Raw genomic sequence first — 25,412 nt, forward strand, 5'->3', positions numbered from 1 at the left:
AGCTCGCTCCCACAAGGGGGGCGGAGTGATTAATCAGGCTTCGGTCAGGTACCAACGCCAGTCCTGCTCGCCCACTTCGGCCATGAACTGCCGGTATTCCGCACGCTTCACCGCCAGATACACCCCGAGGAATTCCTGCCCCAGCGCATCCCGCGCCCACACCGAATTTTCCAGTGCCGTGAGCGAGGTCAGCCAGTCGGTCGGCAGCAATTCTTTCGCCTGGGCATAGCCATTGCCTTCCACTGGCTCGCCCGGATCGATGTCTTCTTTTATCCCGCGATGGATACCCGCCAGGATCGCCGCCGCTGCCAGATACGGGTTGGCATCGGCGCCGCAAATGCGGTGTTCGATGTGCCGGGTGTTGGCCGGGCCGCCGGGCACGCGCAGGCTGACAGTGCGGTTGTCGACGCCCCAGGTCGGCGCCAGTGGCGCGTAGCTGTTGGCCTGAAAACGGCGGTAGGAGTTGGCGTTGGGGCAGAACAGCAGCAGCGAATCGAGCAACGAGGCGAGCATCCCGCCAATCGCCGTGCGCAGCAGCGGGGTGCCGGCCGGGTCCTCGGAGGCAAACAGATTGCGTCCCTCGGCATCGGCGAGGCTGACGTGCATGTGCATGCCGGTGCCGGCCAGATGATCGAACGGCTTGGCCATGAACGTCGCCTGCATCCCGTGCTTGTGCGCCACGGCTTTGACCAGCCGTTTGTAGCGCACGGCCTGATCCATCGCCTCCAGCGCATCGCCGTGTTCGAGGGTGATTTCCACCTGGCCCGGTGCGTATTCCGAGATTGCCGTGCGCGCCGGAATGCCGTGCAGTTTGCAGGCGCTGTAGAGGTCGGCGAGGAACGGTTCGATCTGTTCCAGCTCACGCAAACCGTAGACCTGCGTGTGTCGCGGTCGACCACCGTCGGCATCCAGCGCCGGTTGCGGACGACCGTTGTGATCGCGTTTGGCGTCGAGCAGATAAAACTCCAGCTCGCAGGCCATCACCGGGTGGAAACCCTCGGCTTTCAAGCGGTCGATGACCTTGATCAACAGGTGACGCGGATCGGCGATGCTCGCCGGCATGCCTTGTTGCGGGTGCATGCTGACCTGCACCGCAGCGGTCGGAATCTGCCGCCACGGCAGGCGCACCAGACTGCCTTCCAGCGGGTAGGCGCGGCAGTCGATGTCGCCGACGTCCCACACCAGACCTGAGTTCTCCACGTCTTCACCTTGCACCGTCAGGCCGAGAATGGTACTTGGCAGCGGGCGGCCGCTTTCGTACACGGCGAGCAGTTCTTCGCGGTGCAACAGTTTGCCGCGCGGCACGCCGTTGGCGTCGAGGATGAACAGCTCGATCATGTCGATGTCGGGGTTCTGCTCCAGAAAGCGACGGGCGTCTTCAATGGCTGCGAATTTCATAATCAATCACTCACGATGGCGCCGCACAGGCGCGCAGATTCGGGCCGGGCGCAGCGCGGCAAAAGGCGCGGGCGTCCTGGCAGGGATATCGAAAAAAGAGGGGGGAGCTGTCGCGGTTTTTAACGGCGCGATCAGACGGGCAGGCAGATATCCGGCGGGCGTGCGGAGTGACGCAGCTTGGAACGGCTCAGGGCCATGGGGAGATTGACGATGCGATTCATGCGCGGCCCCTGTGAAGGAGGGCGCACAGTGCAGAGACGTTCAACGATTCTGATTGTTGGAGTGACGTGCTCATGACGCGTGTTTCCGTTGGCGGAAAACGTCGGCGGCGGGAGAGTCCCGCCGTGCCGGTGTGGCTGGATAGTAAGGGGGAATCCCCGGATAAGTAAACGCCTGATTCCGCGAGCGGTGGCCTGCCACCCGGTTCAGCGCAGCAGGTGAAACCCCAGCCCTACGAGGGCGCAAACGATCAACACCTCGATCACGCCGCGCTTGAAAAAGAACAGGGCGAGGGCGGCCATGAGGGCCAGCACGATCGAGAACACATCGGGCTGACCGGTAAAACCGTCGGGCCAGAACACGTGGTAAGCAAAGAAACACGCCAGATTGAGGATCACCCCGACCACCGCTGCGGTGATCGCGGTCAGTGGCGCGGTGAATTTCAGTTCGTTGTGCGTCGACTCCACCAACGGCCCGCCCGCGAGGATGAACAGGAAAGAAGGCAGGAAGGTGAACCAGGTCACCAGCGTCGCGGCCAATGCACCGGCGGTGAACGCGTGTTCCGGGCCGTACATCGGTTGCACGTAGGCGCCGACGAACCCGACAAACGCCACCACCATGATCAGCGGCCCCGGCGTGGTTTCGCCCAGGGCCAGGCCGTCGATCATCTGCGTCGGCGTCAGCCAGCCGTAATGTCCGACCGCACCTTGATACACGTAGGGCAGCACGGCGTAAGCGCCACCGAATGTGAGCAATGCTGCTTTGGTGAAGAACCAGCCCATCTGCGTGAAGGTGCCGTCCCAGCCGAACAGCGCCGTCAGCAGCGCCATCGGCAGACACCACAGCAACGCACCGATCAGCACCAGACGCAGCAGCCTCGGCAGGCTGAACCGCGCATGCTCGGGTGGCGGGGTGTCGTCATCGATCAGTGCCGGACCGAAGGACTTTTCGCTGCCGCGATGACCGCCGTTGCTGAAGCGCTGCGGCGCCCAGCGTCCGCCGAAATAGCCGATCAATGCCGCGCCGAGCACGATCAGCGGGAACGGCACGTTGAAGGCAAAAATCGCCACGAACGCGGCGCCGGCGATTGCCCACAGCCAGCTGTTCTTCAACGCTCTCGAGCCGATGCGATGGGCCGCGTGCAGCACAATCGCGGTCACCGCCGGTTTGATCCCGTAAAACACACCGGCCACCGCTGGCACGTCGCCGAACGCGATGTACACCCAGGACAAAGCGATCAGGATCAGCAGCGACGGCAACACAAACAGCGCACCGGCCAGCACGCCGCCACGGGTGCGGTGCAGCAGCCAGCCGATGTAGGTCGCCAGCTGCTGGGCCTCGGGGCCGGGCAGCAACATGCAGTAGTTGAGGGCATGGAGGAAGCGTCGTTCGGAGATCCAGCGCCGGCGCTCCACCAGTTCCTGATGCATGATCGCGATCTGCCCGGCGGGGCCGCCGAAGCCGATGCAGCCGAGTTTCAGCCAGAAGGGCCAGGCCTGGCGCAGGGTGATGGGTTGAGGGCGGGGCAAGTCCTTTGGCGTTTCGCTCAATTGCGGCTCCACGTTCGAATCGGCGGGAGTCGCTATCTAATCAGGCTTTTGTTGCAGCCGACAGTACCCGGTCAGGCATGTGCCAGACTCCAGCGAAACGCCGCATTCTGATCACTCTCCCGCGCCTCGACCCAATGCGAACCCTCAGGTGTAGTCTCACGCTTCCAGAACGGCGCACGGGTCTTCAGCACATCCATGATGAACGCACAGGCCTCAAACGCCGCATGCCGATGCTTGCTGCTCACGCCAACAAACACGATCGGCTCGCTCACCGACAGGGCGCCGACCCGATGCACAATCTCCACCGCCAGCAACGGCCAGCGTTCGCGAGCCTGTTCGGCGATCTGCTCCAGAGCCTTCTCGGTCATGCCCGGGTAGTGCTCCAGAAACAGCTCGGTCACCGACTGCCCGACGTTCAGATCCCGCACATAACCAATGAAATTCACCACCGCGCCCACCCGAGGATTGCGCGCATGCAAATCGGCAATCAACTGACCGGCATCGAAGCCTTTACGCTGGACTCGAACACCCATGCCTCAGCCCCCCGTGACCGGCGGGAAAAACGCGATCTCGTCGAAATCCTCGATCGCCTGATCCGGCTGACACAGCTCCTGATTCACCGCGCACATCAGGTTGCCGGCGCCGAGCACTTCACGCCAGACATCGCCGCGCTGCATCAGCATCTGCCGCACGTCCTCGACACAGGCGAGAGTGTCGCTGGCCGGAATCTTTTCACCGCCCAGATTGAGCCGGTCACGGTAGCTGGCGAAGTAGTTGATCAGAATCATTGCGGGTTCTCCCATTCAAAGTGGCCGGAGCGCCCGCCCTGTTTGCTCAGCAGGCGGATGTCGCCGATGACCATCGCCCGGTCCACCGCCTTGCACATGTCGTAGATCGTCAATGCGGCGACGCTGGCGGCGGTCAGGGCTTCGAGTTCGACGCCGGTCTGGCCGGTGAGGCGGCAGGTGCTGGTGATCTGCACGCGGTCCGGCTCGCAGGCCTTGAGCTCGACGTGGATCGAACTGAGCAGCAGCGCATGACACAGCAGAATCAACTCGTGGGTGCGCTTGGCCGCCTGAATCCCGGCGATCCGCGCCACGGCGAACACGTCGCCCTTGGGGTGGCCGTTGGACTGGATCATTTGCAGGGTTTGCGGGCGCATCTGCACCCAGGCCTGGGCGGTGGCTTCGCGGCGGGTCGCGGCTTTGTCGCTGACATCGACCATGTTGGCGCGGCCCTGATCGTCGAGGTGGGTGAGGGTGTTGCTCATGCGGTGGGCTCCTGGATCGGGCTGTAGATTCGCGGGGCGTTGCGGTGCGGGACGTGGATCAGGTTCAAGCGGTGCTTGAGCGCCCAGCGCACGGTCAGCGCAGTAGGGGCGGACAGGCTGACGAGGGTGCCGAGGCGGGCGCGCACGGCTTTGTGGATCAGTTCGAGGCTGCAACGGCTGGTGACCACGACGAAACCCTGGCGCGCATCAAGGCCTTCGAATTGCAGGGCGCCGATCAGCTTGTCGAGGGCGTTGTGGCGGCCGATGTCTTCGCGGCACAGCCGCGCTTCGCCGTCGACGTCGAAGTACAACGCCGCGTGCAGGGCGCCGCTGCTGCGGGCCAGCTGTTGGGCCTGTTCGATGCGTTGGCGGATGCCGTCGAAATGCGCGGCCGGTGGCAGCGGTGTCGGGGTCAGTATGTCCAGCTGCGGCAGCGCCTGTTCAAGGGCTTCCACGCCACAGAGGCCGCAGCCGCTGGTGCCCGCCATTTGCCGGCGGTGATCTTTCAGGGCCCAGAAGGCACGGCTGGAAATCTGTACGTCGGCCTGGCAAGCCTGGTCGAAATGGGTCAGGCGGATGTCATGTATATCGTCGAGGCGGTCGACGATGGCGTTGCTCAGGCTGAAGCCGCGAATGAAGTCCTCGATGTTGCCGGGCGAGACCATCATCACCGCCTGGTTCAAGCCGTTGTAGCTGATGGCTAATGCAATTTCCGCTGCCAGCGCCGCGTGGGACACCGGCGCGTCGTCGAGGTATTCGCGGTACGCCACTTGCGAAGGTTGTGGCGCGGGAGCGTTGGCGTCGCCCGGTTCGATGGTTGTTTCAACCTGACACAGCATCTTGAAAATCCCCGAAGCGCTGAAGTGGGTTCAGGCTACGGGGCAGGGAAAAGTGCGTCCAATCGCTTGTTCCGATGTAGTGATTGGCTTGGTCGATGACGGCTTTCACATTATGGATTTGTATTGATTGATCTGGCCTCATCGCTGGCAAGCCAGCTCCCACAGGGTTACGCGGCGGATCCGAAACTGCGATCACCTCGATCATTGTGGGAGCTGCGGTGCGACGATTCGACTTGCCAGCGATGACGGCCTGACATTCAACACATTTATTCGGCAGGCGCCTCGATCCCGAACATCTTGCGCGCCTCGGCAAAACACTTCTCGGCAATCGCCGAGCGCGGTTCGGTCTTGCGCATCACCAGCCCCAGCGGCGCGAGCACGCTGGCATCCGGCAAGTTGATGAAGGCCAGGTGTTCGATCGGTTCTTCCAGCCCGCTGTCCAGCGGCATGATCGAGCAGCAGAAACCCTGGTGAATCGCCTGCAGCAACTGATAGGTCGAGTCGCTTTCCATGATCGGCTGCGGATTCAGCCCGCGACTGCGGAAACTCAGGTCGATGGATTTTCGGTAGTGCATGCCGGTGGTGATCATCCCCAGCGGCAGTTCGGCGGCGTCTTCCCAGCTCATTTCCGGGCCTTCGAAATGGAAGTGGCGGGTGTCGTAGAGCAGGCCGACACGGGTCTCACCAATCTCGAAGAACTCGAAATAGTTCGGGTTGACGTGGTCCAGATAACACACGCCCAGGTCCAGCTGATTGTTGCCCAGACCTTCGATGATCTCGTCCGAACTCAGCGACGACAGACTGTATTTCAGCTCCGGATACGTCCCGGACAAGCCCTGAATGTAATTGACCGGATTGAAGTTGCTCAGCGGCACCAGCCCCAGGCGCAGGCTACCGACCAGTTGCCCGCGGCAGGCTGCAGCTTCGGCAAACAACCCGTCGTGAGCGGCCAGCAGCGTGCGGGCCCAGGCCAGTACGCGCTCGCCGGCCTGAGTAAAGCCTTCGAAGCGCTGGCCGCGATTGACCAGCACCAGATCGAGTTCGTCTTCCAGATTGCGCAGGCGCATCGACAGGGTCGGCTGGGTGATGTGGCAGCGCGCGGCGGCCTGGCCGAAGTGGCGGGTTTCGTCCAGCGCGATCAGGAACTTGAGTTGTTTGATGTCCACGACGGCACCTGCTCGATAAGGAATTTTGATTGAGTATTGACGCAGATGCGTACGGCGCACGGAAAGCGCAGGCAGCGACGATCCCATCGAGGGCTTTTTTCGTCCAATCGGCAGTGTTTAAGAGCTTATCGATGGTTTCGATGACGCCCGGTTTCATTGGCCCGGACAGCGGTCGAGGCACTGAAAAAAATCACCGATAGAGCAGGTCGATAGTGTGGTTGGCCAGAGTGATTAGACAGTCCTCACAAGCGGCACTTAGGCTCGTCAGCAATTGAATTGACGACGGCCGGAGAGTGCCATGAGTGTTAAATCGGATGCCTTGTTCGTTCCCCTGAATATTGCCGTGCTGACGGTCAGCGATACCCGCGATTACGCCAACGACACCTCCGGCCAGTTGCTGGTCAGCCGCTTGCTGGAAGCCGGCCACACCTTGAGCGAGCGCAACCTGCTCAAGGACGACCTGTACAAAATCCGCGCCCAGGTCGCGCAGTGGATTGCCGACGACGGCATTCAAGTGGTGCTGATCACCGGCGGCACCGGTTTCACCGGGCGTGACAGCACCCCGGAAGCCGTGGCCTGCCTGCTGGACAAGCAGATCGACGGTTTTGGCGAGCTGTTCCGCGCCATCTCGATTCTCGACATCGGCACCTCGACCGTGCAAAGCCGTGCGCTGGCCGGCCTGTCCAACGGCACGCTGGTGTGCTGCCTGCCGGGCTCCACCGGCGCCTGCCGCACCGCTTGGGAAGGCATCCTTGCCGAACAACTGGATAACCGTCACCGCCCGTGCAACTTCGTTCCGCACCTCAAACCGGTGCAAGCCTGCGGGCCGCGCGGATGAGCAAGCCGGGTTTGATGCCGGTCGAGGAGGCCCTCGACCAACTTTTGGCGATGGCTGATGAACAACGTCTGCCGGACAGTGAGTCGGTGCCACTCAACGTGGCTCGCGGACGGGTGCTGGCCAGCGATCTGGTCGCCACACTCGACCTGCCGCCGTGGCCGAACAGCGCCATGGACGGCTACGCCTTGAACCTCGCCGACCTGCATCGCCAGCCATTGAACGTGTCGCAGCGGGTCTACGCCGGACTGGCGCCTGATGCCTTGCTGCCCGGCACTTGCGCGCGGATTTTCACCGGCGCGCCGTTGCCTCCCGGCGCCAATTGCGTGGAGATGCAGGAAAACGTCGAAGTGCTCGAAGAGGGTCGCGTCCGTTTCCTGCAACCGCTGAAGGTCGGCCAGAACATTCGCGCCCAGGGCCAGGAGAACCGCGTCGGCGACACCTTGCTGCGCGCCGGCAAACGCCTCGGCCCGTTTGAACTGGCCGTCGCCGCAGGGCAGGGCATGACCCATGTGCCGGTGGTGCGTCGTCCGCGCGTGGCGTTGCTGTCGACCGGTGATGAGCTGGTGGAACCGGGCCAGCCATTGCGTCCCGGCAGCATCTACAACAGCAACCGCACCCTGCTCGATCACTGGTTGCATGAACTGGGTTGCGAAGTGATCGACGCCGGGATTCTTCCCGATCGCCCGGCGCAGACCCGGCTCAAACTCGAGCAACTGCAAGTGGCGGCCGACTTGATTCTGACCACCGGCGGCGTGTCTGCCGGTGACGCCGATTGTCTCGGTCAGGTGCTGCGCGACAACGGCAAACCGCTGTTGTGGAAGCTTGCGATCAAACCCGGCAAACCGCTGACAGTCGGCCATTTCGGCACGGTGCCGGTAATCGGACTGCCGGGCAATCCGACCTCGGCACTGGTGACCTTCGGCCTGCTGGCGCGCCCGTATCTGCTGCGCATTCAAGGGGTGGAGGAGGTGATGCCGCTGAGCTTCACGGTCAACGCCGGTTTCGACTGGCCGAAACCCGGCAGCCGTCGCGAATACCTGCGGGTGCGTCTTGAGGGCGGGCAGGCGGCGCTGTATCCGAACCAGAGTTCCGGCGTACTGCTCGGCGCGACCTGGGCCGACGGGCTGGTGGAAATCCCGGAGAACAGCACCTTGCAGCTCGGTGATCCGCTGCGTTTCATTCCGTTCAGCGAGTTGTTCTGAGGCCGCCGCCATCCCTCCTGCGGTACAGGCCGGAGAGGGTGGCGGGGGCTGCCGGTCCGAGGCGTCAGAAGTCCCACTGGGTGGTGAGCATCAGGTTGCGCGGCTCGCCGTAGAACGTGGTGTCGAAGTTGCCCAGGCCCGTCAGGTACTTCTTGTCGAACACGTTGTTGGCGTTGACGGTGAAGCTCAGGTGCTCGTTGTACTGATAGCGGGTCATCAGGTCGACCAGGGTGTAGCCGCCTTGCTTGATGCGCGTGTAATCGCCGGCCGGTGCGCTGTAGATCTTGCCGTAGAACGCGCTCTGCCAACTGATGCCGCCACCGACGGTGACTTTGTCGAGCATGCCCGGCAGGCGATAGGTGGTGAAGGTGCGCACCACGTGTTCCGGTTTGGTGGTGGACAGCGGGTAGCCGTAGATTCGCTGTTCGTCGGCATCGCGGGTACGGGCGTAGGTGTAGCCGGCGGAGACGTTCCAGCCGTCGGCCAGTTCGCCGGCCAGTTCCAGTTCGACGCCTTGGGTGGTGGCGCCGTCGATGGCTTTGTAAATGCCTTCGTTGGTGACGGCGTTGGTGCCGATCGACTCGGCGACCCCGTCCTGCTCGATACGGAAAAACGCCAGGCTGGCGTTCAGGCGTCCGTCGAAGTACGCGGCTTTCAGACCCGCTTCGTAGCTGTCGCCTTCCACCGGGGCCAGGGTCGAGCCGTTGATGTCCTTGTAGGTCTGCGGCTGGTAGATGCGGGTGTAGCTGGTGTAAACGGAGTAGGTGTCGTCGAGGTCATAGACCAGCCCTGCGTACGGCGTGACCACGCCGTGTTCCTTGTAGCTGGCATGGGTGTCGCTCAGACCGGCGCCGGCGTTGTAGCGGTAGTCTTCGTTGTATTTGAAGGTGCTCAGGCGGCTGCCGAGGATCACCGACAAGTCGTCGGTCGGGTGCAGGCGGGTGGCCAGGTAAACGCCGTTCTGGCTCTGGGCGCGCTCGTATTTGCCGTTCTTCGGGAAGTCCTGTTTCGGCAGGTCGCCGTTCCAGTCGTAGATGCTGCCCGGTACTTGAGCGAAGGCACTGGTATCGTAGGTCGAACCGGTCTGGCGCGAATGCGAAGTCATCACGCCGGCGATCAGCTCATGCTCGCGGCCGCCGAGGGTGAACGGGCCAGAGACATTCACGTCAGCGGTGTTCTGCACCCGATGACCTTCCCAGCGGCCCCAGTACAGGAACATGCCTTCGCCGGTGGCGCGATCCGGGTTGCCGCCACTGGCCGAGGCCAGTCGAGTGTCGTGGTCGGTGGTTTTCTGGTCGAGGCTGACCTTGAATTTCCAGTCGTTGGCCAGCGCCTGCTCCAGAGAGGCGAAGTAGGTGATGTTGTCGAAGTCGCGACGGCTCCAGTCGGCGCCGCTGTTGAAGTGGCGCGGGAAATCGGTGCGGCCACCGTCGGCGAAATACACCGGGTTGCCGGTCCACGAGGTACCGCGCGGGGTGGTGCTGGACTTGTCGATGCCGAAGGTCAGCAGGGTGTCGTCGGTCAGGTCGGCTTCGAGGATGCCGTAGAACAGATCCTTCTTCTGGCTGTAGTGATCGAGGTAGGAATTCTTGTCCGAATACGCGCCGACAAAACGCCCGCGCACATTGCCCGAATCAGTCAGCGAGCCGGAAATATCGCCAACGGTGCGATAGGCGTCCCACGAACCGACGGTTCCGCTGATCGAGGCCTTGAATTCTTTGGTCGGCTTCTTGCGGATCAGGTTGACCGTGGCCGACGGATCGCCCGAGCCGGTCATCAGGCCGGTGGCGCCCTTGATCACTTCCACACGGTCGATGCTGGAGGCGTCGTCGCCGTTGTTCGGGTTCTCGCCGTAGACGCCGTCGTAGGGCAGGTTGACGCCGTCGTACTGGAAGTTGGTGATGGCAAAACCGCGAGCGGAAAACTCGGTGCGGTCGCTGTCGTATTTCTGGGTCGAAATGCCCGGCGTGTTGCGCAACGCATCGCCGACGCTCTGCACGCCACGGTCGTCCATTTGCTGGCGGGTGATCACCGTCACCGATTGCGGGGTTTCGCGCAGCGACAGCGGCAAACCGGTGGCCGAGGACGTCGCGCCGGTGGTGTAAGACTGCGTGCCTTCGGTGGTGGCTCCCAGGCCCTGGGCGGAAATATTGGTCGCGCCCAGTTGCAGGGTTTCTTTTCTGGCCGGGATTTCAGCGGCGTTGGCGGTGGCGGCAAAACTCACAACGGCCAGCGCCAGCGGGCGCAAGGCAAAACGGAAACGGACGTGCGACATGGAGATCCCTTTGCATCGAATCGATCGGTAGTTGAAGTGCTTCTGGTGGGTTAACCGAACGAGCGATGCAAAAGGGAACCGGGTTCTGGAAAAAAGGGTTCTGAAAATAAACCGAATCGATGCTCAGCGTGTCAGGCCAAGGCGTTCATGCCACTGGGCGATGGACTCTTCGGGGTAGATCTCGAACTGCTGATCTTTGGCGCTTGCCTGCACTTCGACCCACGGTGCTTTGGAGCCAAGCATCAGGTGGGTGTGTTCCGGCGGCACCGGCAGCGGCGTGTCGATGACCGAGGCGAACGGGTGGATCAGCTCCGGCCACTCCGGGCTGAACAGCCACAGCCCGCTGCCGCACAACGAGCAGAAATGCCGTTCGGCGGTGCTGCGGTGGGCGCGGGCATCGCCTTCGTCTTTCATTTTCGCGTGGTAGATCGTGATGTGTTTGCGCCCGCGCACCTTGAGGCTGGCCGCGTCGCCGCCGAGGTTGATCGCAAAGCCGCCACCGCCCTGGGTCTTGCGGCAGATCGAGCAGTAGCAGCGCTGATAAGGGTAGGGGTGGGCGCTGTCGAGGGTGAATGAAACCGCGCCGCAGTGGCAGGAGCCTTCGAGGTGCATGAGTGGCCTCCGGTTGGGCTTTTGTTGATGCGGTTCAGCCTAGAAGAGATGTCGTGTCTGTGCCGCCGCTATCGCGAGCAAGCTCGCTCCCACAGGGTTATTCAGAGTTTGAAAGATTGAGGGCACACCGCAAAACCTGTGGGAGCGAGCTTGCTCGCGATGAACGATAACGCGGTACGACTGGACGCCCACGAATCCGAAGGTCAGCATGTCCGCAAAAAAGGGACTCAACCCATGCGCCGACTACCTTCCCTGGCCGCCCTGCGAACCTTCGAATGCGCTGCCCGTCACGCGCACTTCGGTCGGGCCGCCGCCGAGCTGTGCGTCACCGACAGCGCCGTCAGCCATCAGATCCGCCAGCTCGAAGAGCAACTGGGCGTGTCGCTGTTCATCCGCGAGGGCCGGCAGATTCGCCCGACCATCGCCGCCGGGCGTCTGATGCAGAGCCTGCAACAGGCCTTCGAACTGATCGGAGATGCCTGTGACGAGTTGCGCGATCCGTCCTCGCTCGCGGTGTTGCGGCTGGCGGTGACGGCAGAACTCGCGCAGAAGTGGCTGATGAACCGTCTCACCGATTTCTACGCGCGTTATCCGCACATCACCTTGCATCTCTACGAACAACCGATCGACGCCACCGCGCCCGGCGAAGACATCGACTTGGCCATCACCTACGGCACCGGCCCCGTGGACAGCAGCGCGTACTTCGTCCGCCCGTTGCCGGCGTTGCAGTTCTTCCCGGTGTGCAGCCCCGGCCTGTTCAACCAGGGCAACCTGAAAACCCCCAAGGACCTGGCCCGCCATTGCCTGTTGCACGACGATCAGGACGGCAAGACCTGGACCGCGTGGCTCACCAGCCATGCCGGCGACCTGCGCCCGGAGCGCCAGTTGTATTTCGCCCACGCCGGTCTGGCGCTGGAGGCGGCGGCGCAAGGGCAGGGCGTGGCGATGGGCGACAACCTCACCGCGCAGGAAGACTTGCAGAACGGGCGTCTGGTGCGACCGTTCACCTCCAGCATGACCGCGCTCGGCCAATATGCGCTGGTCTGCGAGCGGGTGCGGCTGGAGCGTCCGGCGGTGGCGCAGATGCTGGAATGGTTCAACGATCAACTGGCGGATTGATGAGTTGAATTCAACTGTTCCGAAATAATCATCGTTGGCGGCGCGACGGCCCACGACCGTAGCCTGAGGTCATTCCCATCCCGACGACGAGGTTTGACCATGGCACGTTTGCTCGACACCACCCCGAAACAGGACGGCTTCCGTCTGCCCGGCGAATTCGAAGCCAAGTCCGGTTGCTGGCTCGGCTGGCCGGAGCGCACCGACGTCTGGCGCAACGGCGCCAAGCCTGCGCAGAAAGTCTGGGTGCAGATCGTCACCGCGATCTCCCACAGCGAACCGGTGACGGTCTGCGCATCGGCCTCCCAGTTCGCCACCGCCCGCCGCCAGTTACCGCCGCAAGTGCGCGTGGTGGAAATGACCTGCAACGACACCTGGTTCCGCGACAGTGGCCCGTGCTTCGTGGTCAACGATCAGAGCGGTGAAGTGCGTGGCGTCGACTTCGAATTCAACGCCTACGGCGGCCTCGATGGCGGGCTCTACTACCCGTGGGACAAGGACGATCAGATCGCCAGCAAGATCCTCGAAATCGAACGCTTCGACCGTTATCGCGCACCGTTGATTGCCGAACTCGGCGGCATTCAGAGCGATGGCCAGGGCAGCATCCTGACCACCGAGCAATGCCTGCTCAACCGCAATCGCAACCAGCACCTGGGCAAGGACGAAGTCACCCGGCGGCTGACCGATTACCTCGGCGCCGAGCAAGTGATCTGGCTGCCGCGCGGTTGCAAGTTCGACGAAACCGACGGCCACGTCGACGACCTTGCGTGCTTCGTGCGCCCCGGCGAAGTCGTGCTGCAATGGACCGACAACCGTGACGATCCGCAGTGGGAAATCTATCAGGAGGCCTATGACATCCTGCGCAGCACCCGCGACAGCCGTGGCCGCGAACTGATCGTGCACAAGCTGCCGCAACCGGACGTGCTGGAGTGGACCGCCGAAGAAGCCGAAGGCCTCGATCAGCAGGACAGCACCCACACCCGTCAGGCCGGCACCCAAATCTGTGCGTCGTACATCAACTACTACGCCGGCAACCGTTCGATCGTGGCGCCGCTGTTCGGTGATCGCAACGACCGGGTGGCGCTGGCGACCCTCGCCGAACTGTTCCCGCAGCACAAGATCGTCGGAATCGAAAACTCCCGGGAAATCCTGCTCGGTGGCGGCAACGTCGCGTGCATCACCATGCCGCAGTACGCCGGCCAGAAAAAAGGAGCCTGACCATGGGCCTGCACAAACTGAGTAAAGCGTTATTGCTGGTGCTTGCACCCCTGTGTGTGCAGGCTGCCGAAACGGCGAAACCGGTGGTCAACCTGTACATCTGGGGCGAGTACCTGGCCCCGGATACCCTGAAGAATTTCGAGGCGAAAACCGGGATTCGGGTGGTCGCCGATCACTTCGATTCGCTGGAAACCGTCGAGACCAAACTGCTCACCGGCCGCAGCGGCTACGATCTGGTGCTGACCGCCGGCCAGCACCTGTCTCGGGCCATCGAGAGCGGTGCGATCCAGGCCCTGAATAAACAACAACTCCCGCATTTTGCCGGGGTCGGGGACGAATTCCGTCAGCACATGGCGGTGTTCGATCCGGGCAACCGCTACGCCGGGATCTACGCCTGGGGCACCACCGGCGTCGGTTATCAGGAGGAGGCTGTGAAGCAGCGTCTGCCGGACGCGCCACGGGACAGTTGGGCAATGCTGTTCGATCCGGCGGTGGTGTCGAAATTCGCCGATTGCGGGGTGAGCCTGCTCAACGATCCGAACGAAGTGTTCGCGGCGGTCATGAAATACATGGGCCTGGATATCAACCGCCAGAGCCTCGACGACCTGAAACTCGCCGAACAGCAACTGGCGAAGATCCGTCCGTACATCCGCTACTTCGACAATGACCTGAACATCAGCGACCTGGCCAACGGCAACACCTGCGTGGCGATGTCGTGGAACGGCAACGTCGCCATCGCGGCGGGTCAGGCTCAGGCGGCCAACAAGCCGTTCAAGTTGAATTACCGGATTCCGAAGGAGGGCACGCTGATCTGGTTCGATGCCATGGTCATCCCCAAGGATGCCCCGCACCCCGAGGCCGGATTGGCGCTGATGGATTACCTGATGACGCCCGAGGTGATTGCGCCGATCACCGACACCATTCACTACGCCAACGCGATCACGGCGGCGGATGGCTTGATAGATCCAGCGATTCGTAATGATCCGGGGACCTATCCGCCGGAGGCGGTGAGGGCAACGCTGTACAGCAAGAATGACAACGGCAAGGCGTTCAACCGGGCGTTGATTCGGGCGTTCAGTCGGTTGAAGTCGGGGTTGTGACGGCGCGCCGGGAATCATCTTGAAGCGGTTTGCTCGTGGGCGTGTGTGGGGGGAGTCTGGTAGTTTTTTCGCCATGGATTTGCACCGGCAATGATGCCGAACGCCTTGTCAGTTCCTGTTTTAGAGGACCTGCGACGGCCTACTTTCAAGGAAGAAAACATGCCAATCAAACCGCCGACCAAGGGCTCAGGCTCGGTCGATGCTCATCTGAAGTCTTCCACTGACGGTTCTGTACCAGGGCCGGTGATTCGACCGAGTGCCCACGACACTCTGCCAGAGCCGCCGGCGATTTTCAGCGGAGCAGGGGCGCCCCAATACAGCGGTGGAGGGGACGTCAGCCCGCCGTCATCGTTCACCTTTCGCGATGGGTTGCCCGTGGTGGAAAATGCACCTGCCGACGGGCAGCCGTCGCTGGCGGCGTATCACGTCGCGGCGGCAGGCCGGCTGACCGACATTGATGCCGAGGGTTTCCGGTCGTTCAAGGGGCGTCAATTCGCCGAATTGCCCGACCAGGAAATCGTCCAGGTGGGAGCCGACCTGCAAACCGGATTGTACCGGGCCAGACTGGCCAGCGAGCGCAATCCAAGCGGGCCGGTTCTGGAGCGCGACAGCGATGGCGCGCGCTGGCACCCGCTGGAAGAATTTGCCCTGGACCGTTTCCGCACTCCCGACCCGCGCTCCGAAGTCGGCTCAACACTGGAGGCTTTTCCTCATCCGGATGGTGACGAAGGGCGAAACCGTCAGGATGCGTCCGATGACGAGTTTGAACTGGCTTCGGAGTCGATGCCGATCAAGCCCTACAGCGAGCAGGAACTGGCCGCCATGCGCGAAGAAGTTCGCTATTCGTTTCGCAGCAATCGTCCGGGCACATACGACCGCGCCAACAACGGCAAATACCCGCTGCGCGATACCCTGGGCAGGCCGGTGCGGATCCGCAAGCTGGAAACCCTGGTCACCCTGACCACGGGCGAGCAATACCGCTCGGGACCGATCAAGCCCTACATCAAGTTCGAAGGCTATGAAGACGTCGCCAGGCTCTACGAAGAAAAACTCGAGTTGCGCACCTTTACCGAGGCAGATATGAAGGTCCCGGGCGAAAAGGCGCTGATCGGACAACTCATGGTGGTCGCCAACAAGCGAATCAGCAAAGGCGAGGCACTGGGCCTTTACGGCGGGACGCTCAGTCCGGTGCGTCTGGTGCGGCGCGAAGAGCAGACGTTTACCATGCTCGCGGGTGCCTACCTGCATTACGGACCCGGAAAGTTTATTGAAGAACCGGTGGTGGTCATCGGCGATAACATTGTTTCGCGGATCAACTCGAACTTCGAATACGACGCCTCGGGCAAACCGATCCATCAATCACCGCACGGCTATAACGTACTAACCGTTGGATTCAAAGTCGAAGCAGACATGCAGGTCGGCGACAGGCTGGTCAACAGACGCTATATGCTGAACGCGCTATTTGCCACGGAGGATATTCCGGCGGGAACCGAATTGCGCTGGAACTACAACTATTCCGACAAAGAGATGAAGATGATTTTCCCGTGACGAGCCAAAGCCCTTCTCCCAAAGGGAGGGGGGCTAACGGATGGGACTCTTTGGCACCCGCCACAAATACCACGCCGCCACGGTGCGAAACGGGCTCCATGCCAACCCGATCTCGACCATCTGCCTGCGCGTCGGCTGCACCTCCAGCCCCTTCAACCGCCGATAGCCCTCGCGCACGCCAAAGTCATCGGCGGGCAGAATGTCCGGTCGTTCCAGGCTGTAGATCAGGAGCATCTCGACGGTCCAGCGTCCAACGCCGCGCAGGTTGACCAACCGCTCGATCAGCGCTTCATCCTCCATCGCCAGCGCCGTGGGGTAATCCGGCACTACGCCGTCCAGGGTCGCCTGGGCAATCCCCTGAATCGTCGCAATCTTGCCGGCGGAAAAACCGCAACTGCGCAGGCGGTCGAAATCCGTCGCCAGAATCTGCTCCGGGCGGGGAAAAGCCTGTTCGGGAAACAACCCCACCAACCGCCCGACAATCGCATCGCCAGCCTTGGCGTGCAGCTGCTGATAGGCAATCGCCCGCACCAGCGATTCATAGGGATCGCGCGCCGGATGCGGCTGATGCAGGCAAGGGCCGACCGCAGCAATGTGGCGCTGCCAGTCGGCGTCGAGGCTGGCCAGAAATTCGCTGGCCGGTTGGTAGGGATCGGGCATGGATTACTTCAGCAGACCGTTGACTTCGCCATAGGTAAAGGCCTTGAGGTCATGGGTATCGAGCTTGCCGGTGGCGAGGAAGCTCTTCACCAGCGACCCCATGGCGCCGTACATGAACTCGGCGATCCCGGAACCGGCGCTCAAGCGGCGTACGCCGAGGGCTATCAGTTCTTCGGGGGAGGGCAGGCAAGCGAAGCCCAGAACGTTGACTGGCAAAGTCGTCCCCCTGCAGATCGCTTCGATTTCGTAGGCAGACGTCACCCCGGCAGCGAACAATCCATCCGCCCCGGCTGCCTGATACAGCGCGGCACGACGCAGTGTTTCGGCGACGCGATCCTCGGCCGGTACCAGCCCTTTGAGGTAAACGTCGGTGCGGGCGTTAATGAACAGCTTCACATTGCGCTTCTCGGCCACTTTCCGCGCGACTTCGATCTTGCGCACCAGCAGTTCCGGCGTGCCGCTGCCGTCTTCGATATTGATCCCGACCGCACCCGCTGCGAGCACGGCATCGATCACTTCGGCGACCCGGTCGAGGTCATCGGAATAACCGGCCTCGATGTCCACGCTCAACGGCACCTGGATGACCCGGGCAATCGATTCCACGGTACTGATCAACCGCTCCAGCGGCAGGGTGTTGCCGTCCGGATAACCGTGGGCCCACGCGACAGCGGCGCTGCTGGTGGCGACCGCTTTGCCACCCAGTTGCTCGACCAGCCGCGCACCCGTGGCGTCGGCGACGTTGGTCAGGATCAGCAGGCCATCGTGGTGCAACTGGTGAAACTGTGTGTCGAGCGCGCTCATCGAGATCCCTTCTTGTCGGTTGTTCAGAAAGCCAGTGGTTGCGTGAGCTGCACGGCGGCGTTTTCCAGCCGGAGCAAAAACGCCTTGCGCGGTTGCCCACCACCATAGCCGGTCAGCGAGCCGTCCGCACCGATCACCCGATGGCACGGCACCACGATCGACAGTCGATTGTGTCCGTTGGCCAGGCCCACCGCTCGGCTGGCACCGGGTTTGCCCAGCCGTGCCGCGATGGTGCCGTAGGTGCTGGTGTGGCCGTAGGGGATTTGCCGCAGTTCAGCCCAGACCTGACGGGCAAACTCACTGCCAGGCAGGTGCAGCGGCACGCTGAATTCGCTCAGTTTCCCGGCGAAATACAGCGCCAGTTCGTTTTCGATCTGCTGTAAATACGCGTTGTGTCCCGGCGCGACCACGTAACCGTGACGACTTTGCAGTTCTTCGACTTCCCGGGTCAGCGCCGGACGGTCGAGAAACTCCAGCAATACCAGCCCGCGCCGCTCGGCCATGGCGATCATCGGCCCCAGCGGTGTGGTCAGGCGAGTGAACAGCAGCGGTTCGCTGGTCGCCGCGCGCCCCGGCGTGATGTGAAACGACTTCTGAAACGCATCACGAAAACCGCTGAGGGATTCATAACCGGAATCGAACGCCGCATGGTCGATGGACGTGCCTTGCTTGATCCCGCCCAGGGCCATGCCGAGCCGGCGGGTGCGCAGCCACGCATGGAACGTCATGCCGAAATGCTGCTTGAACCAGCGCCGCAGTTTCAGCGGCTCGATGCCTTCGGCGAGCAATTGCGCGTCGCTCCAGCGCAACTCCGGATCGGCGTCGACAGCTTTTAACAGTCGTTGCACCCAGTCCGGCGCGATGGCCGCAGCGTCCAGCGGCTTGCACCGCAGGCAGGCGCGGTAACCGGCGGACAGGCATTCGTCAGCCTGGGCAAAGAACTCGACATTTTCGGGTTTCGGCTTGCGCGCCGTGCAGCTGGGGCGACAGAAGATCCCGGTGGTTTTTACGGCCGTGAAGAACACGCCTTCATAGGCAGTGTCGCGTTCGAGCATGGCGCGAACCATTTCGGCGTGGGGCGGCAGGACAGCGGTCTGTATGTTCATGGGCCGAGGATAAAACCAGTTATTCGATGGCTCCACCGAAAAATCGACAGTGAATTTTCGGGCCGCTGCACTACAGTGATCGGGTCGCTACAACTCGGGAAATGAAGGTATGCCACCGTTCACGATTCAACACATCGATCACATCGTGCTGCGCGTCGCCGATCTGCAACGCAGCATTGATTTCTACGACCGGGTCTTCGGTGCCGAAGTGGTCAAGCACAACGAGAAGTTCGGTCTGGTGCACCTGCGCGCGGGCACGTCGATGATCGACCTGGTCGACCTCGACGGCGAAATCGGCCGCAAGGGTGGCGCCGCTGCCGGCAGCGAGCGGCGCAATGTCGATCATTTCTGCCTGCGCATCGAGCCGTTCGATGAAGCGGCACTGGTCAGCCACCTGCAGTCCTGTGGGTTGAGCGTCGACAAGGCCGCCACCCGTTTTGGCGCCGAGGGCTACGGCCTGTCGCTCTACTGTTTCGATCCGGACGGCAACCAGGTCGAACTCAAAGGCCCGTCCGAGGCTTAGGCCCGCTTGGCCATCAGCAACACCGAGGCCGCTGCCGACAGCAGGCCGGCGCAGCAACGGTTGAAAATCCGTTTGCCGCGCGGCTCGGCGAACCAGCGGCGCATGTGCAGGCCCATGTAGGCGTAGGCGCTGATGGCGATCCATTCCAGCAGCAGAAACAGCAGGCCCAGCAGCATGAACTGCGGGGTGATGGCGCGGGTCGGGTCGACGAATTGCGGCAGGAAGGCGGTGAAGATGAGGATGGCCTTGGGATTTCCCGCTGCCACCAGAAACTCCTGACGTGCCAGGGCCAGAAGCCCGTGCGCCGGTGCTGCAACGGCGCCTTCGGCGGTTGGATGGGCTCGCCACAGCTGCCACGCCAGATACAGCAGATACCCCGCGCCGACAATCTTGATCCCATAGAACAACAGTTCAGAGGTTTGCAGCACCACCGCCAGCCCCGCCGCGGCGAGGGCGATCATCCCGGCGAACGCCAGCAACCGACCGATCCCGGCCACGCAGGCGCGACGGTAGCCGTAGCGAGTGGCGTTGCTGACCGACAGCAGGTTGTTCGGCCCGGGTGCCATGTTCAGGGCAAAACAGGCGGGCAGAAACAGCGAGAGGGTGGCGAGATCCATGGCGCGGGCTCCGGTGACGGGAGCGTTATTTTTATCACGCGATCATAGGAGCCCGAACCGTACAGTCAGGCAGCAGAGTCGCGGTACAGCGATGGATGGGTGTGAATTCGTTCGAACTTTCTGCATTCCCGCCAACTCTGAATCCGTCACAGGGTGATGAATTCGTCAGAAAAAACCATCTGGCGGGTCAGAAAGGACAATTGCCGTGTAAGCTTTCGCGCCATGCTTTTCCATTCCCCCATGGCCCCAGGCGGCCTACTGTACGAGCGACCTACATGCAAGCAAAGGCCCGTGAGGTTCATGTGCCACCGGTACTGCAAGATCTGCGGGCCGGCACCGCCGAACTGCACATTGCACTGGAAAAACGCCTTCCTTTCTTCTCCGACACCCTTGATCTGCACGCTTTCGAGCGACTGATGCGCGCCTATTACGGCTTCTATCAGCCACTGGAAGCCGCGTTGCAGGACAGCGACGCGATTCCCGCCGACTTTGATCTGCCTTCGCGCCTCAAGGCTGCGACCCTGCAACGGGACCTGCAAGCGTTGGGTGCAAGCGGTGGGGATCTTGCGATCTGCCGCCAGTTGCCTGCCATCGACTCCGCCGCCGCGTGTCTGGGCGTGCTGTACGTACTGGAAGGCGCGACGCTCGGCGGGCAGATCCTGCGCCGGGAAATCGCCACGCGCCTGAGCCTGGGTGCGGACAACGGCGCGGCGTTTCTGGACATCTACGGCGCCGCCACCGGCCGGCGCTGGCGCGATTTCATTGAGTACCTGGGCAGTCGCCCGATGGACGCCGACGAGCGTGAAGCCGTCGTGGCGGCCGCCCACACCACATTCAGCTGTTTCGAGCAGTGGCTCGAAAGCCAGGAGGTTCTGGTATGAACCCGCAAGACAAAGAAGCCTTTGAAGAGTTGCTGGCCAACTGCGCCGACGAGCCGATCCGCTTTCCCGGCGCGATCCAGCCGCACGGGTTGCTGCTGACCCTGAGCGAGCCGGACCTTTCGATCATCCAGATCAGCGCCAACGTCGAGACCCTGCTCGCGCGCCCGGCGCAGGAACTGATCGGTCAGCCACTGCAAAGCCTGATCGGTGACGCCCGTGCCGCGCAGGTTCGCGAAGCCTTGCAGCAACCGGCCTTGCCCGATGCACCGCCGTTGCACTTTCGCCTCAACGGCACCGCGTTCGAAGGTTTGCTGCACCGGCATCAGGATGTGCTGATTCTGGAACTGGAAATCCACGTCGAAAACTTCCAGCCGCGTAACGTCGCCGGCACCGAAACCCACTTGGGGCGGATGCTCGCGCGCCTGCAAAAGGCCCAGAGCCTGCAAGCGCTGTACGACATCAGCGTCAAGGAAATCCAGGCGATGACCGGTTACGACCGGGTGTTGATCTATCGCTTCGAAGAGGAGGGCCACGGTCAGGTCATCGCCGAAGCGTCCGATCCGTCGATGGAAGTCTTCAACGGGTTGTTCTTCCCGGCCTCGGACATCCCCGAGCAGGCCCGCGAGCTGTATCGCACCAACTGGCTGCGGATCATCCCGAATGCCGACTATCAACCGGTGCCACTGGTACCCAAGCTGCGCCCGGACACCCAGGCCCCGCTGGACCTGAGCTTCGCGACGCTGCGCAGCGTGTCGCCGATTCACTGCCAGTACATGAAGAACATGGGCGTACTGTCCTCGATGAGCATTTCCCTGCTCAAGGGCGACCGGCTCTGGGGTTTGATCAGTTGCGGCAACCGTCAGCCGCTGCACGTGCCGCACGAGTTGCGCACGGCGTGCCAGACCATCGGCCAGGTGCTGTCGTTGCAGATCAGCGCGATGGAAGCGCTGGAAGTCAGCCGTCAACGCGAGGAAAAGCTCGAAGCGCTGACATTGCTCAATCAGGCGATGATCGACTCGCCACAGAACGTTTTCGATGGCCTGGCCAACCAGCCACAAGTCCTGATGGCGCTGGCCAATGCCGGCGGCATCGCGATCATCGAAGACAAGCAATTGCACCGCTACGGCAACTGCCCGGAGCCCGAAGAGATTCGTGCTTTGCACAAATGGTTGCAGGAGCGCGGCGAGCCGGTGTTTGCCAGTCATCACCTGGCCAGTGTTTATCCGCCGGCCGCGCAGTATCAGCAGGTTGCCAGCGGCGTGCTCGCCATGAGCCTGCCCAAACCGGTGGACAACGGCGTGCTGTGGTTTCGCCCCGAAGTCAAAGAGAACATCAACTGGAGCGGTGACCCGCGCAAGCCGCTGGACCTGGAAAACTCCGACGCCGGCCTGCGCCTGCGGCCGCGTACCTCGTTCGAAATCTGGAAGGTCGAGATGGCCGGGATCTCCACCAAGTGGAGCCACGGTGATCTGTTTGCCGCCAACGACCTGCGTCGCTCGGCGCTGGAAAACGATCTGGCCCGCCAGGTACGCCGCGAGCAGGAAGCGGTGCGCGCGCGCGACGAGCTGGTGGCGGTGGTGTCCCACGACCTGCGTAACCCGATGACGGTGATTTCCATGCTGTGCGGCATGATGCAAAAGGCTTTCAGCTCGGACGGGCCGCACACGTCGCGGCGCATCTCGACCGCCATCGACACCATGCAGCAAGCCGCCGGGCGCATGAACACGCTGCTGGAGGATTTGCTCGACACCTCGAAAATCGACGCCGGGCGCTACACCATCGCGCCGCAGAAACTCGATGTCGCGCAGATGTTCGAAGAGGCGCAATCACTGCTTGCGCCGCTGGCGCTGGACAAGGACATCAGCATCTCGTTCGAGGCCGATCCGGATCTGAGCATTCATGCCGACCCGGAGCGGCTGTTCCAGGTGCTGTCGAATCTGGTCGGCAATGCGATCAAGTTCACCCCGCGCCTGGGCACGGTCGATGTGTTTGCCAAATCGGTCGGCGATGACATCGTCTTCACGGTACGCGACAGCGGCGAAGGTATTCCCAAGGACCACTTGCCGCATGTGTTCGATCGTTACTGGACGGTGAAGGAAGGCAATCCGACCGGCACCGGGCTGGGCCTGTACATCACGCAGGGCATTGTAGAGGCCCATGGCGGGCGGATCGTTGCCGAGAGCGAGCCGGGGCAGGGCAGCGAGTTCCGTTTCACTGTGCCGCGTCTGGACTGAAAAGCGGATCAGCGCTTGGGTGGCTGCAGCATGGCCACCCATTCGGCGGCGAATCGATGGCAGTCGCCGGGCCAGCGCGCCGTGAGCAGTTGACCGTCGCGCACTACAAATCCTGCTTGTGGTGCATGTGCGCAATCGCGCTTGGCGATCAGCGGCCCGCGTATGAAGTCGGATTTGCTGGCCAGCGCGGTCTTCACTTCCGCTTCGACGGTCTGCTTGTAGGTGCGGTAGTAGCGCCCCAGCCACGCAGCTGTCATCAGCCACGCCGGCATCTCCATGGTTGCCGCGAGTAACGCCGTCACCTTGCGCCCGAACAACACCGAACGCCCGGTGTCGGGATCGAGCGTCCGCGCCAGCAACAGCACGCCATGACACACCGCCGCCACCGGTTTTTCGGCCTTGAAAAATTGCAGGGCGATCTGCTGGGCCTGATTGGATTCCAACAGCGTGCGCATCCCTTTGGCATGACCGCCGGGAATCAGTAAACCTTCGAACAGGGACGTGTCGACATCGGCATACGCCAGTGGCTGCCTGAACCCATTGGACTCGGTCATCTGCGTGTAACTGTCCAGATCGGCCTTGCGCGTCATCAGCATCGAATTCAACAGACCGAAACCGATGTCCACCAATCGTGAATCGGCGTGGGCAGGCAAGCCTTGCGGCGTGGCGAAACGCACTTCCATGCCCGCGTTGCGCATTGCCTGCCAGGGCACGCTGCTTTCGGTGGGGTCGTAATCGGCGGAGGGCAGCAGAATCAGAATCATCGAGGGCAGACTTCCTGGTCAAAAGTGGTCGCATAGCCAGAGCGTAGTGGGTCTGCGCGAGCGGGGGTAATTTCCTTCAATACCGTCCGCTGTGCGCTGGCTACTGTGAGCGTCTTGTTCCTCGATTTGAAGCAGGTGTGCGATGAGTCTGATTGTGTCGATGGCGGCGTTTGCCCTGGCCGCGTCCATTACCCCGGGGCCGGTGAATATCGTGGCGTTGAGTTCGGGGGCGCAGTTCGGCTTTCGTGCCAGCCAGCGGCACGTGGCCGGGGCGACGCTGGGGTTTGTATTGTTACTGGTGTTGATGGGGCTTGGTCTTCACGAAGTATTGAGGTTGTGGCCGTCGCTGACCCGTGTGGTGCAACTGGCCGGAGTGGCGTTTCTGCTGTTCATGGCCTGGAAACTCGCCACCGATGACGGTCGATTGAATGCCGGAGAATCGGGCCGGGCACCGTCGATGCTCTACGGTGCGGTGATGCAGTGGCTCAATCCCAAGGCGTGGCTGGCCTGCGTGGCGGGGATGGGCGCATTTGTCGCCGACGGCGAGGCGCGGCTGGTGTGGCAGTTTGCGGCGGTGTATCTGGTGATCTGTTATCTGTCGGTCGGGTGCTGGGTGTATGCGGGGACGTTCTTGCGCGGCTATCTCGGTAATCCGGCAGGGATGCGCTTGTTCAACCGGGTGATGGCGTTGTTGCTGGCGGTGAGTGCGGGCTATTTGTTGCTGCCGTAAGCGTGGCGGGCCTTGGGTTTAAAGGTGTTTAAGGATGCTTCCGGCAAGCCACAACACCTTGCGCCATTGCCTACGCATCCGCCAGAATCCGCCGGCTTGTGCGCCTTTGGGTCGAGTTCTATCGTGTGTCGGTCGCTGATGAATCAGCGATCGGGTTTAGCGACTCGTATCATAAATAGGTGCATCAGCGCTCCATGCTTTGTCGCAGACTCAATGTCTGCAACTCCGCTATGGTGGCTGTATGCGGGAGACCCTCGGGTCTGCCGGGTGCCTATAACCGGTTCGCTAACCTGCGTACAGCCGCCTCCTTCCTGTTTAGCGACAGTTCCGGGCGGCTCCACTCTTATAGGAGCTTCACCATGATCAAACCAACACCCAACCCACCCGAAGCCGATTCAACCTCGCCCTACGAAACCCTCGATTCCAAGAAGTTCCACGAAGCGGCCGAGCGCGCCCTCGATCACTACCTCAATCCGCTGCTCCCCAGAAAACCGCTGCTCAAACCCGGCACCCGCTACCTCATCGCCCCCGGTATCGACAGCGAAGAACTGCTGGCCGACGCCTGCGAAACCCTGACCTCGGCCAAGGTCATGGCCAATGATTTCGCCGGGTTGGTGGATGGGTCGCAGCGGCATGTGCTGTTGGGGATTGCGCAGTTGATCATGCTGGGGGAACTGGCGGTGAATCGGGTGCTGGATAATCTGGAGGTGGCGGCGGATTCGGCGGCTTGATTCGCTGAAACAAA

At 62.4% G+C, this 25,412-nt stretch carries 25 protein-coding genes; 11 read left to right on the forward strand and 14 right to left on the reverse strand.

Annotated features, from left to right (window positions below):
* Nucleotides 1-33 precede the first annotated feature (33 nt).
* From IHQ43_RS11165 to IHQ43_RS11195, 7 genes are all read right to left on the reverse strand, one after another.
* The gene (locus tag IHQ43_RS11165; RefSeq protein ID WP_192564378.1) at nt 34-1,398 is read right to left on the reverse strand and encodes a glutamine synthetase family protein; all 1,365 of its coding nucleotides are present in this window, start codon (nt 1,396-1,398) and stop codon (nt 34-36) included.
* A gap of 425 nt (nt 1,399-1,823) precedes the next feature.
* The gene (gene chrA, locus IHQ43_RS11170; RefSeq protein WP_192564379.1) at nt 1,824-3,167 is read right to left on the reverse strand and encodes a chromate efflux transporter; all 1,344 of its coding nucleotides are present in this window, start codon (nt 3,165-3,167) and stop codon (nt 1,824-1,826) included.
* Between the two features lie 71 nt (nt 3,168-3,238).
* Complete coding sequence (gene moaE / locus IHQ43_RS11175; RefSeq protein WP_192564380.1) at nt 3,239-3,700, reverse strand: molybdopterin synthase catalytic subunit MoaE; 462 nt, start codon at nt 3,698-3,700, stop codon at nt 3,239-3,241.
* A gap of 3 nt (nt 3,701-3,703) precedes the next feature.
* Nucleotides 3,704-3,955, reverse strand: a complete 252-nt coding sequence (locus IHQ43_RS11180; RefSeq protein WP_007957033.1) for a MoaD/ThiS family protein — start codon at nt 3,953-3,955, stop codon at nt 3,704-3,706.
* Nucleotides 3,952-4,437, reverse strand: coding sequence for a cyclic pyranopterin monophosphate synthase MoaC (gene moaC, locus IHQ43_RS11185; RefSeq protein ID WP_192564381.1), 486 nt, complete (start codon nt 4,435-4,437; stop codon nt 3,952-3,954). The genes IHQ43_RS11180 and moaC overlap by 4 nt, the downstream gene beginning before the upstream one ends.
* Nucleotides 4,434-5,276 carry a formate dehydrogenase accessory sulfurtransferase FdhD gene (gene fdhD / locus IHQ43_RS11190; protein ID WP_192564382.1) on the reverse strand — a complete coding sequence of 281 codons (843 nt, stop codon included), beginning with the start codon at nt 5,274-5,276 and terminating at the stop codon, nt 4,434-4,436. Before fdhD ends, moaC begins: the two co-directional genes overlap by 4 nt.
* Before the next feature lie 266 nt (nt 5,277-5,542).
* Complete coding sequence (locus IHQ43_RS11195; protein WP_192564383.1) at nt 5,543-6,442, reverse strand: LysR family transcriptional regulator; 900 nt, start codon at nt 6,440-6,442, stop codon at nt 5,543-5,545.
* Between the two features lie 298 nt (nt 6,443-6,740).
* Between IHQ43_RS11195 and moaB the strand changes: the two genes are divergently transcribed.
* A complete protein-coding gene (gene moaB, locus IHQ43_RS11200) occupies nt 6,741-7,280 on the forward strand; it encodes a molybdenum cofactor biosynthesis protein B (protein ID WP_192564384.1) in 540 nt (179 codons plus the stop codon).
* Nucleotides 7,277-8,482: a molybdopterin molybdotransferase MoeA gene (locus tag IHQ43_RS11205; RefSeq protein WP_192564385.1), complete on the forward strand. Its 1,206-nt coding sequence runs from the start codon at nt 7,277-7,279 to the stop codon at nt 8,480-8,482. The genes moaB and IHQ43_RS11205 overlap by 4 nt, the downstream gene beginning before the upstream one ends.
* A 64-nt stretch (nt 8,483-8,546) precedes the next feature.
* Here IHQ43_RS11205 and IHQ43_RS11210 read toward each other — a convergent pair whose 3' ends face one another.
* Entirely contained in the window at nt 8,547-10,757 is a 2,211-nt protein-coding gene (locus tag IHQ43_RS11210) for a TonB-dependent siderophore receptor (RefSeq protein WP_192564386.1), read from the reverse strand.
* Nucleotides 10,758-10,880: 123 nt separating this feature from the next.
* Complete coding sequence (locus IHQ43_RS11215) at nt 10,881-11,369, reverse strand: GFA family protein (protein WP_192564387.1); 489 nt, start codon at nt 11,367-11,369, stop codon at nt 10,881-10,883.
* A gap of 234 nt (nt 11,370-11,603) precedes the next feature.
* Here IHQ43_RS11215 and IHQ43_RS11220 point away from each other — a divergent pair, with 234 nt between their 5' ends.
* The 4 genes from IHQ43_RS11220 to IHQ43_RS11235 all read left to right on the forward strand — a co-directional run bounded on the left by IHQ43_RS11220 (nt 11,604) and on the right by IHQ43_RS11235 (nt 16,351).
* Nucleotides 11,604-12,488 carry a LysR substrate-binding domain-containing protein gene (locus IHQ43_RS11220; protein ID WP_085608994.1) on the forward strand — a complete coding sequence of 295 codons (885 nt, stop codon included), beginning with the start codon at nt 11,604-11,606 and terminating at the stop codon, nt 12,486-12,488.
* 99 nt (nt 12,489-12,587) lie between these two features.
* Nucleotides 12,588-13,703 (forward strand): agmatine deiminase, encoded by a 1,116-nt coding sequence (gene aguA / locus IHQ43_RS11225; RefSeq protein WP_192564388.1) that lies wholly within the window; start codon nt 12,588-12,590, stop codon nt 13,701-13,703.
* A 2-nt stretch (nt 13,704-13,705) separates the two neighbouring features.
* Nucleotides 13,706-14,803: an extracellular solute-binding protein gene (locus IHQ43_RS11230; RefSeq protein WP_192564389.1), complete on the forward strand. Its 1,098-nt coding sequence runs from the start codon at nt 13,706-13,708 to the stop codon at nt 14,801-14,803.
* 90 nt (nt 14,804-14,893) lie between these two features.
* Complete coding sequence (locus tag IHQ43_RS11235) at nt 14,894-16,351, forward strand: hypothetical protein (RefSeq protein ID WP_244142252.1); 1,458 nt, start codon at nt 14,894-14,896, stop codon at nt 16,349-16,351.
* 33 nt (nt 16,352-16,384) lie between these two features.
* Here IHQ43_RS11235 and IHQ43_RS11240 read toward each other — a convergent pair whose 3' ends face one another.
* Genes IHQ43_RS11240 through IHQ43_RS11250 form a run of 3 tightly spaced genes read right to left on the reverse strand, consistent with a single transcriptional unit; the run spans nt 16,385 to nt 18,918 of the window.
* Nucleotides 16,385-17,011 (reverse strand): DNA-3-methyladenine glycosylase family protein, encoded by a 627-nt coding sequence (locus IHQ43_RS11240; RefSeq protein WP_192564390.1) that lies wholly within the window; start codon nt 17,009-17,011, stop codon nt 16,385-16,387.
* A 3-nt stretch (nt 17,012-17,014) separates the two neighbouring features.
* Entirely contained in the window at nt 17,015-17,812 is a 798-nt protein-coding gene (locus IHQ43_RS11245) for an isocitrate lyase/PEP mutase family protein (protein ID WP_192564391.1), read from the reverse strand.
* A gap of 23 nt (nt 17,813-17,835) precedes the next feature.
* A complete protein-coding gene (locus tag IHQ43_RS11250) occupies nt 17,836-18,918 on the reverse strand; it encodes a bifunctional transcriptional activator/DNA repair enzyme AdaA (RefSeq protein WP_192564392.1) in 1,083 nt (360 codons plus the stop codon).
* 109 nt (nt 18,919-19,027) lie between these two features.
* Here IHQ43_RS11250 and IHQ43_RS11255 point away from each other — a divergent pair, with 109 nt between their 5' ends.
* Nucleotides 19,028-19,441 (forward strand): VOC family protein, encoded by a 414-nt coding sequence (locus IHQ43_RS11255; RefSeq protein ID WP_192564393.1) that lies wholly within the window; start codon nt 19,028-19,030, stop codon nt 19,439-19,441.
* Here IHQ43_RS11255 and IHQ43_RS11260 read toward each other — a convergent pair.
* The gene (locus tag IHQ43_RS11260) at nt 19,438-20,058 is read right to left on the reverse strand and encodes a LysE family translocator (RefSeq protein WP_192564394.1); all 621 of its coding nucleotides are present in this window, start codon (nt 20,056-20,058) and stop codon (nt 19,438-19,440) included. The genes IHQ43_RS11255 and IHQ43_RS11260 overlap by 4 nt on opposite strands.
* 275 nt (nt 20,059-20,333) lie before the next feature.
* Here IHQ43_RS11260 and IHQ43_RS11265 point away from each other — a divergent pair, with 275 nt between their 5' ends.
* Nucleotides 20,334-20,939 (forward strand): biliverdin-producing heme oxygenase, encoded by a 606-nt coding sequence (locus tag IHQ43_RS11265; protein WP_192564395.1) that lies wholly within the window; start codon nt 20,334-20,336, stop codon nt 20,937-20,939.
* Nucleotides 20,936-23,173 carry an ATP-binding protein gene (locus tag IHQ43_RS11270; RefSeq protein WP_192564396.1) on the forward strand — a complete coding sequence of 746 codons (2,238 nt, stop codon included), beginning with the start codon at nt 20,936-20,938 and terminating at the stop codon, nt 23,171-23,173. The genes IHQ43_RS11265 and IHQ43_RS11270 overlap by 4 nt, the downstream gene beginning before the upstream one ends.
* Nucleotides 23,174-23,181: 8 nt before the next feature.
* Here IHQ43_RS11270 and IHQ43_RS11275 read toward each other — a convergent pair whose 3' ends face one another.
* Nucleotides 23,182-23,937 (reverse strand): type 1 glutamine amidotransferase domain-containing protein, encoded by a 756-nt coding sequence (locus IHQ43_RS11275; protein ID WP_192564397.1) that lies wholly within the window; start codon nt 23,935-23,937, stop codon nt 23,182-23,184.
* Between the two features lie 142 nt (nt 23,938-24,079).
* On the opposite strand from IHQ43_RS11275, the gene IHQ43_RS11280 reads away from it, so the two are divergent.
* Together IHQ43_RS11280 and IHQ43_RS11285 are read left to right on the forward strand one after the other, a co-directional pair.
* Complete coding sequence (locus tag IHQ43_RS11280) at nt 24,080-24,667, forward strand: LysE family translocator (RefSeq protein ID WP_192564398.1); 588 nt, start codon at nt 24,080-24,082, stop codon at nt 24,665-24,667.
* Between the two features lie 359 nt (nt 24,668-25,026).
* Nucleotides 25,027-25,398, forward strand: coding sequence for a DUF6124 family protein (locus IHQ43_RS11285; protein ID WP_192564399.1), 372 nt, complete (start codon nt 25,027-25,029; stop codon nt 25,396-25,398).
* Nucleotides 25,399-25,412 lie beyond the last annotated feature (14 nt).

It is taken from the genome of Pseudomonas gozinkensis (assembly GCF_014863585.1).
GTDB lineage: Bacteria > Pseudomonadota > Gammaproteobacteria > Pseudomonadales > Pseudomonadaceae > Aquipseudomonas > Aquipseudomonas gozinkensis.

Bases quoted from the DNA above. Each gene is read 5' to 3' on its own strand.
- IHQ43_RS11165 (WP_192564378.1), bottom strand. From the start codon at position 1,398: ATGAAATTCGCAGCCATTGAAGACGCCCGTCGCTTTCTGGAGCAGAAC.
- moaE (WP_192564380.1), bottom strand. From the start codon at position 3,700: ATGGGTGTTCGAGTCCAGCGTAAAGGCTTCGATGCCGGTCAGTTGATT.
- IHQ43_RS11180 (WP_007957033.1), bottom strand. From the start codon at position 3,955: ATGATTCTGATCAACTACTTCGCCAGCTACCGTGACCGGCTCAATCTG.
- moaC (WP_192564381.1), bottom strand. From the start codon at position 4,437: ATGAGCAACACCCTCACCCACCTCGACGATCAGGGCCGCGCCAACATG.
- fdhD (WP_192564382.1), bottom strand. From the start codon at position 5,276: ATGCTGTGTCAGGTTGAAACAACCATCGAACCGGGCGACGCCAACGCT.
- moaB (WP_192564384.1), top strand. From the start codon at position 6,741: ATGAGTGTTAAATCGGATGCCTTGTTCGTTCCCCTGAATATTGCCGTG.
- IHQ43_RS11205 (WP_192564385.1), top strand. From the start codon at position 7,277: ATGAGCAAGCCGGGTTTGATGCCGGTCGAGGAGGCCCTCGACCAACTT.
- IHQ43_RS11210 (WP_192564386.1), bottom strand. From the start codon at position 10,757: ATGTCGCACGTCCGTTTCCGTTTTGCCTTGCGCCCGCTGGCGCTGGCC.
- IHQ43_RS11215 (WP_192564387.1), bottom strand. From the start codon at position 11,369: ATGCACCTCGAAGGCTCCTGCCACTGCGGCGCGGTTTCATTCACCCTC.
- IHQ43_RS11220 (WP_085608994.1), top strand. From the start codon at position 11,604: ATGCGCCGACTACCTTCCCTGGCCGCCCTGCGAACCTTCGAATGCGCT.
- aguA (WP_192564388.1), top strand. From the start codon at position 12,588: ATGGCACGTTTGCTCGACACCACCCCGAAACAGGACGGCTTCCGTCTG.
- IHQ43_RS11230 (WP_192564389.1), top strand. From the start codon at position 13,706: ATGGGCCTGCACAAACTGAGTAAAGCGTTATTGCTGGTGCTTGCACCC.
- IHQ43_RS11235 (WP_244142252.1), top strand. From the start codon at position 14,894: ATGATGCCGAACGCCTTGTCAGTTCCTGTTTTAGAGGACCTGCGACGG.
- IHQ43_RS11240 (WP_192564390.1), bottom strand. From the start codon at position 17,011: ATGCCCGATCCCTACCAACCGGCCAGCGAATTTCTGGCCAGCCTCGAC.
- IHQ43_RS11245 (WP_192564391.1), bottom strand. From the start codon at position 17,812: ATGAGCGCGCTCGACACACAGTTTCACCAGTTGCACCACGATGGCCTG.
- IHQ43_RS11250 (WP_192564392.1), bottom strand. From the start codon at position 18,918: ATGAACATACAGACCGCTGTCCTGCCGCCCCACGCCGAAATGGTTCGC.
- IHQ43_RS11255 (WP_192564393.1), top strand. From the start codon at position 19,028: ATGCCACCGTTCACGATTCAACACATCGATCACATCGTGCTGCGCGTC.
- IHQ43_RS11260 (WP_192564394.1), bottom strand. From the start codon at position 20,058: ATGGATCTCGCCACCCTCTCGCTGTTTCTGCCCGCCTGTTTTGCCCTG.
- IHQ43_RS11265 (WP_192564395.1), top strand. From the start codon at position 20,334: ATGCAAGCAAAGGCCCGTGAGGTTCATGTGCCACCGGTACTGCAAGAT.
- IHQ43_RS11270 (WP_192564396.1), top strand. From the start codon at position 20,936: ATGAACCCGCAAGACAAAGAAGCCTTTGAAGAGTTGCTGGCCAACTGC.
- IHQ43_RS11275 (WP_192564397.1), bottom strand. From the start codon at position 23,937: ATGATTCTGATTCTGCTGCCCTCCGCCGATTACGACCCCACCGAAAGC.
- IHQ43_RS11280 (WP_192564398.1), top strand. From the start codon at position 24,080: ATGAGTCTGATTGTGTCGATGGCGGCGTTTGCCCTGGCCGCGTCCATT.
- IHQ43_RS11285 (WP_192564399.1), top strand. From the start codon at position 25,027: ATGATCAAACCAACACCCAACCCACCCGAAGCCGATTCAACCTCGCCC.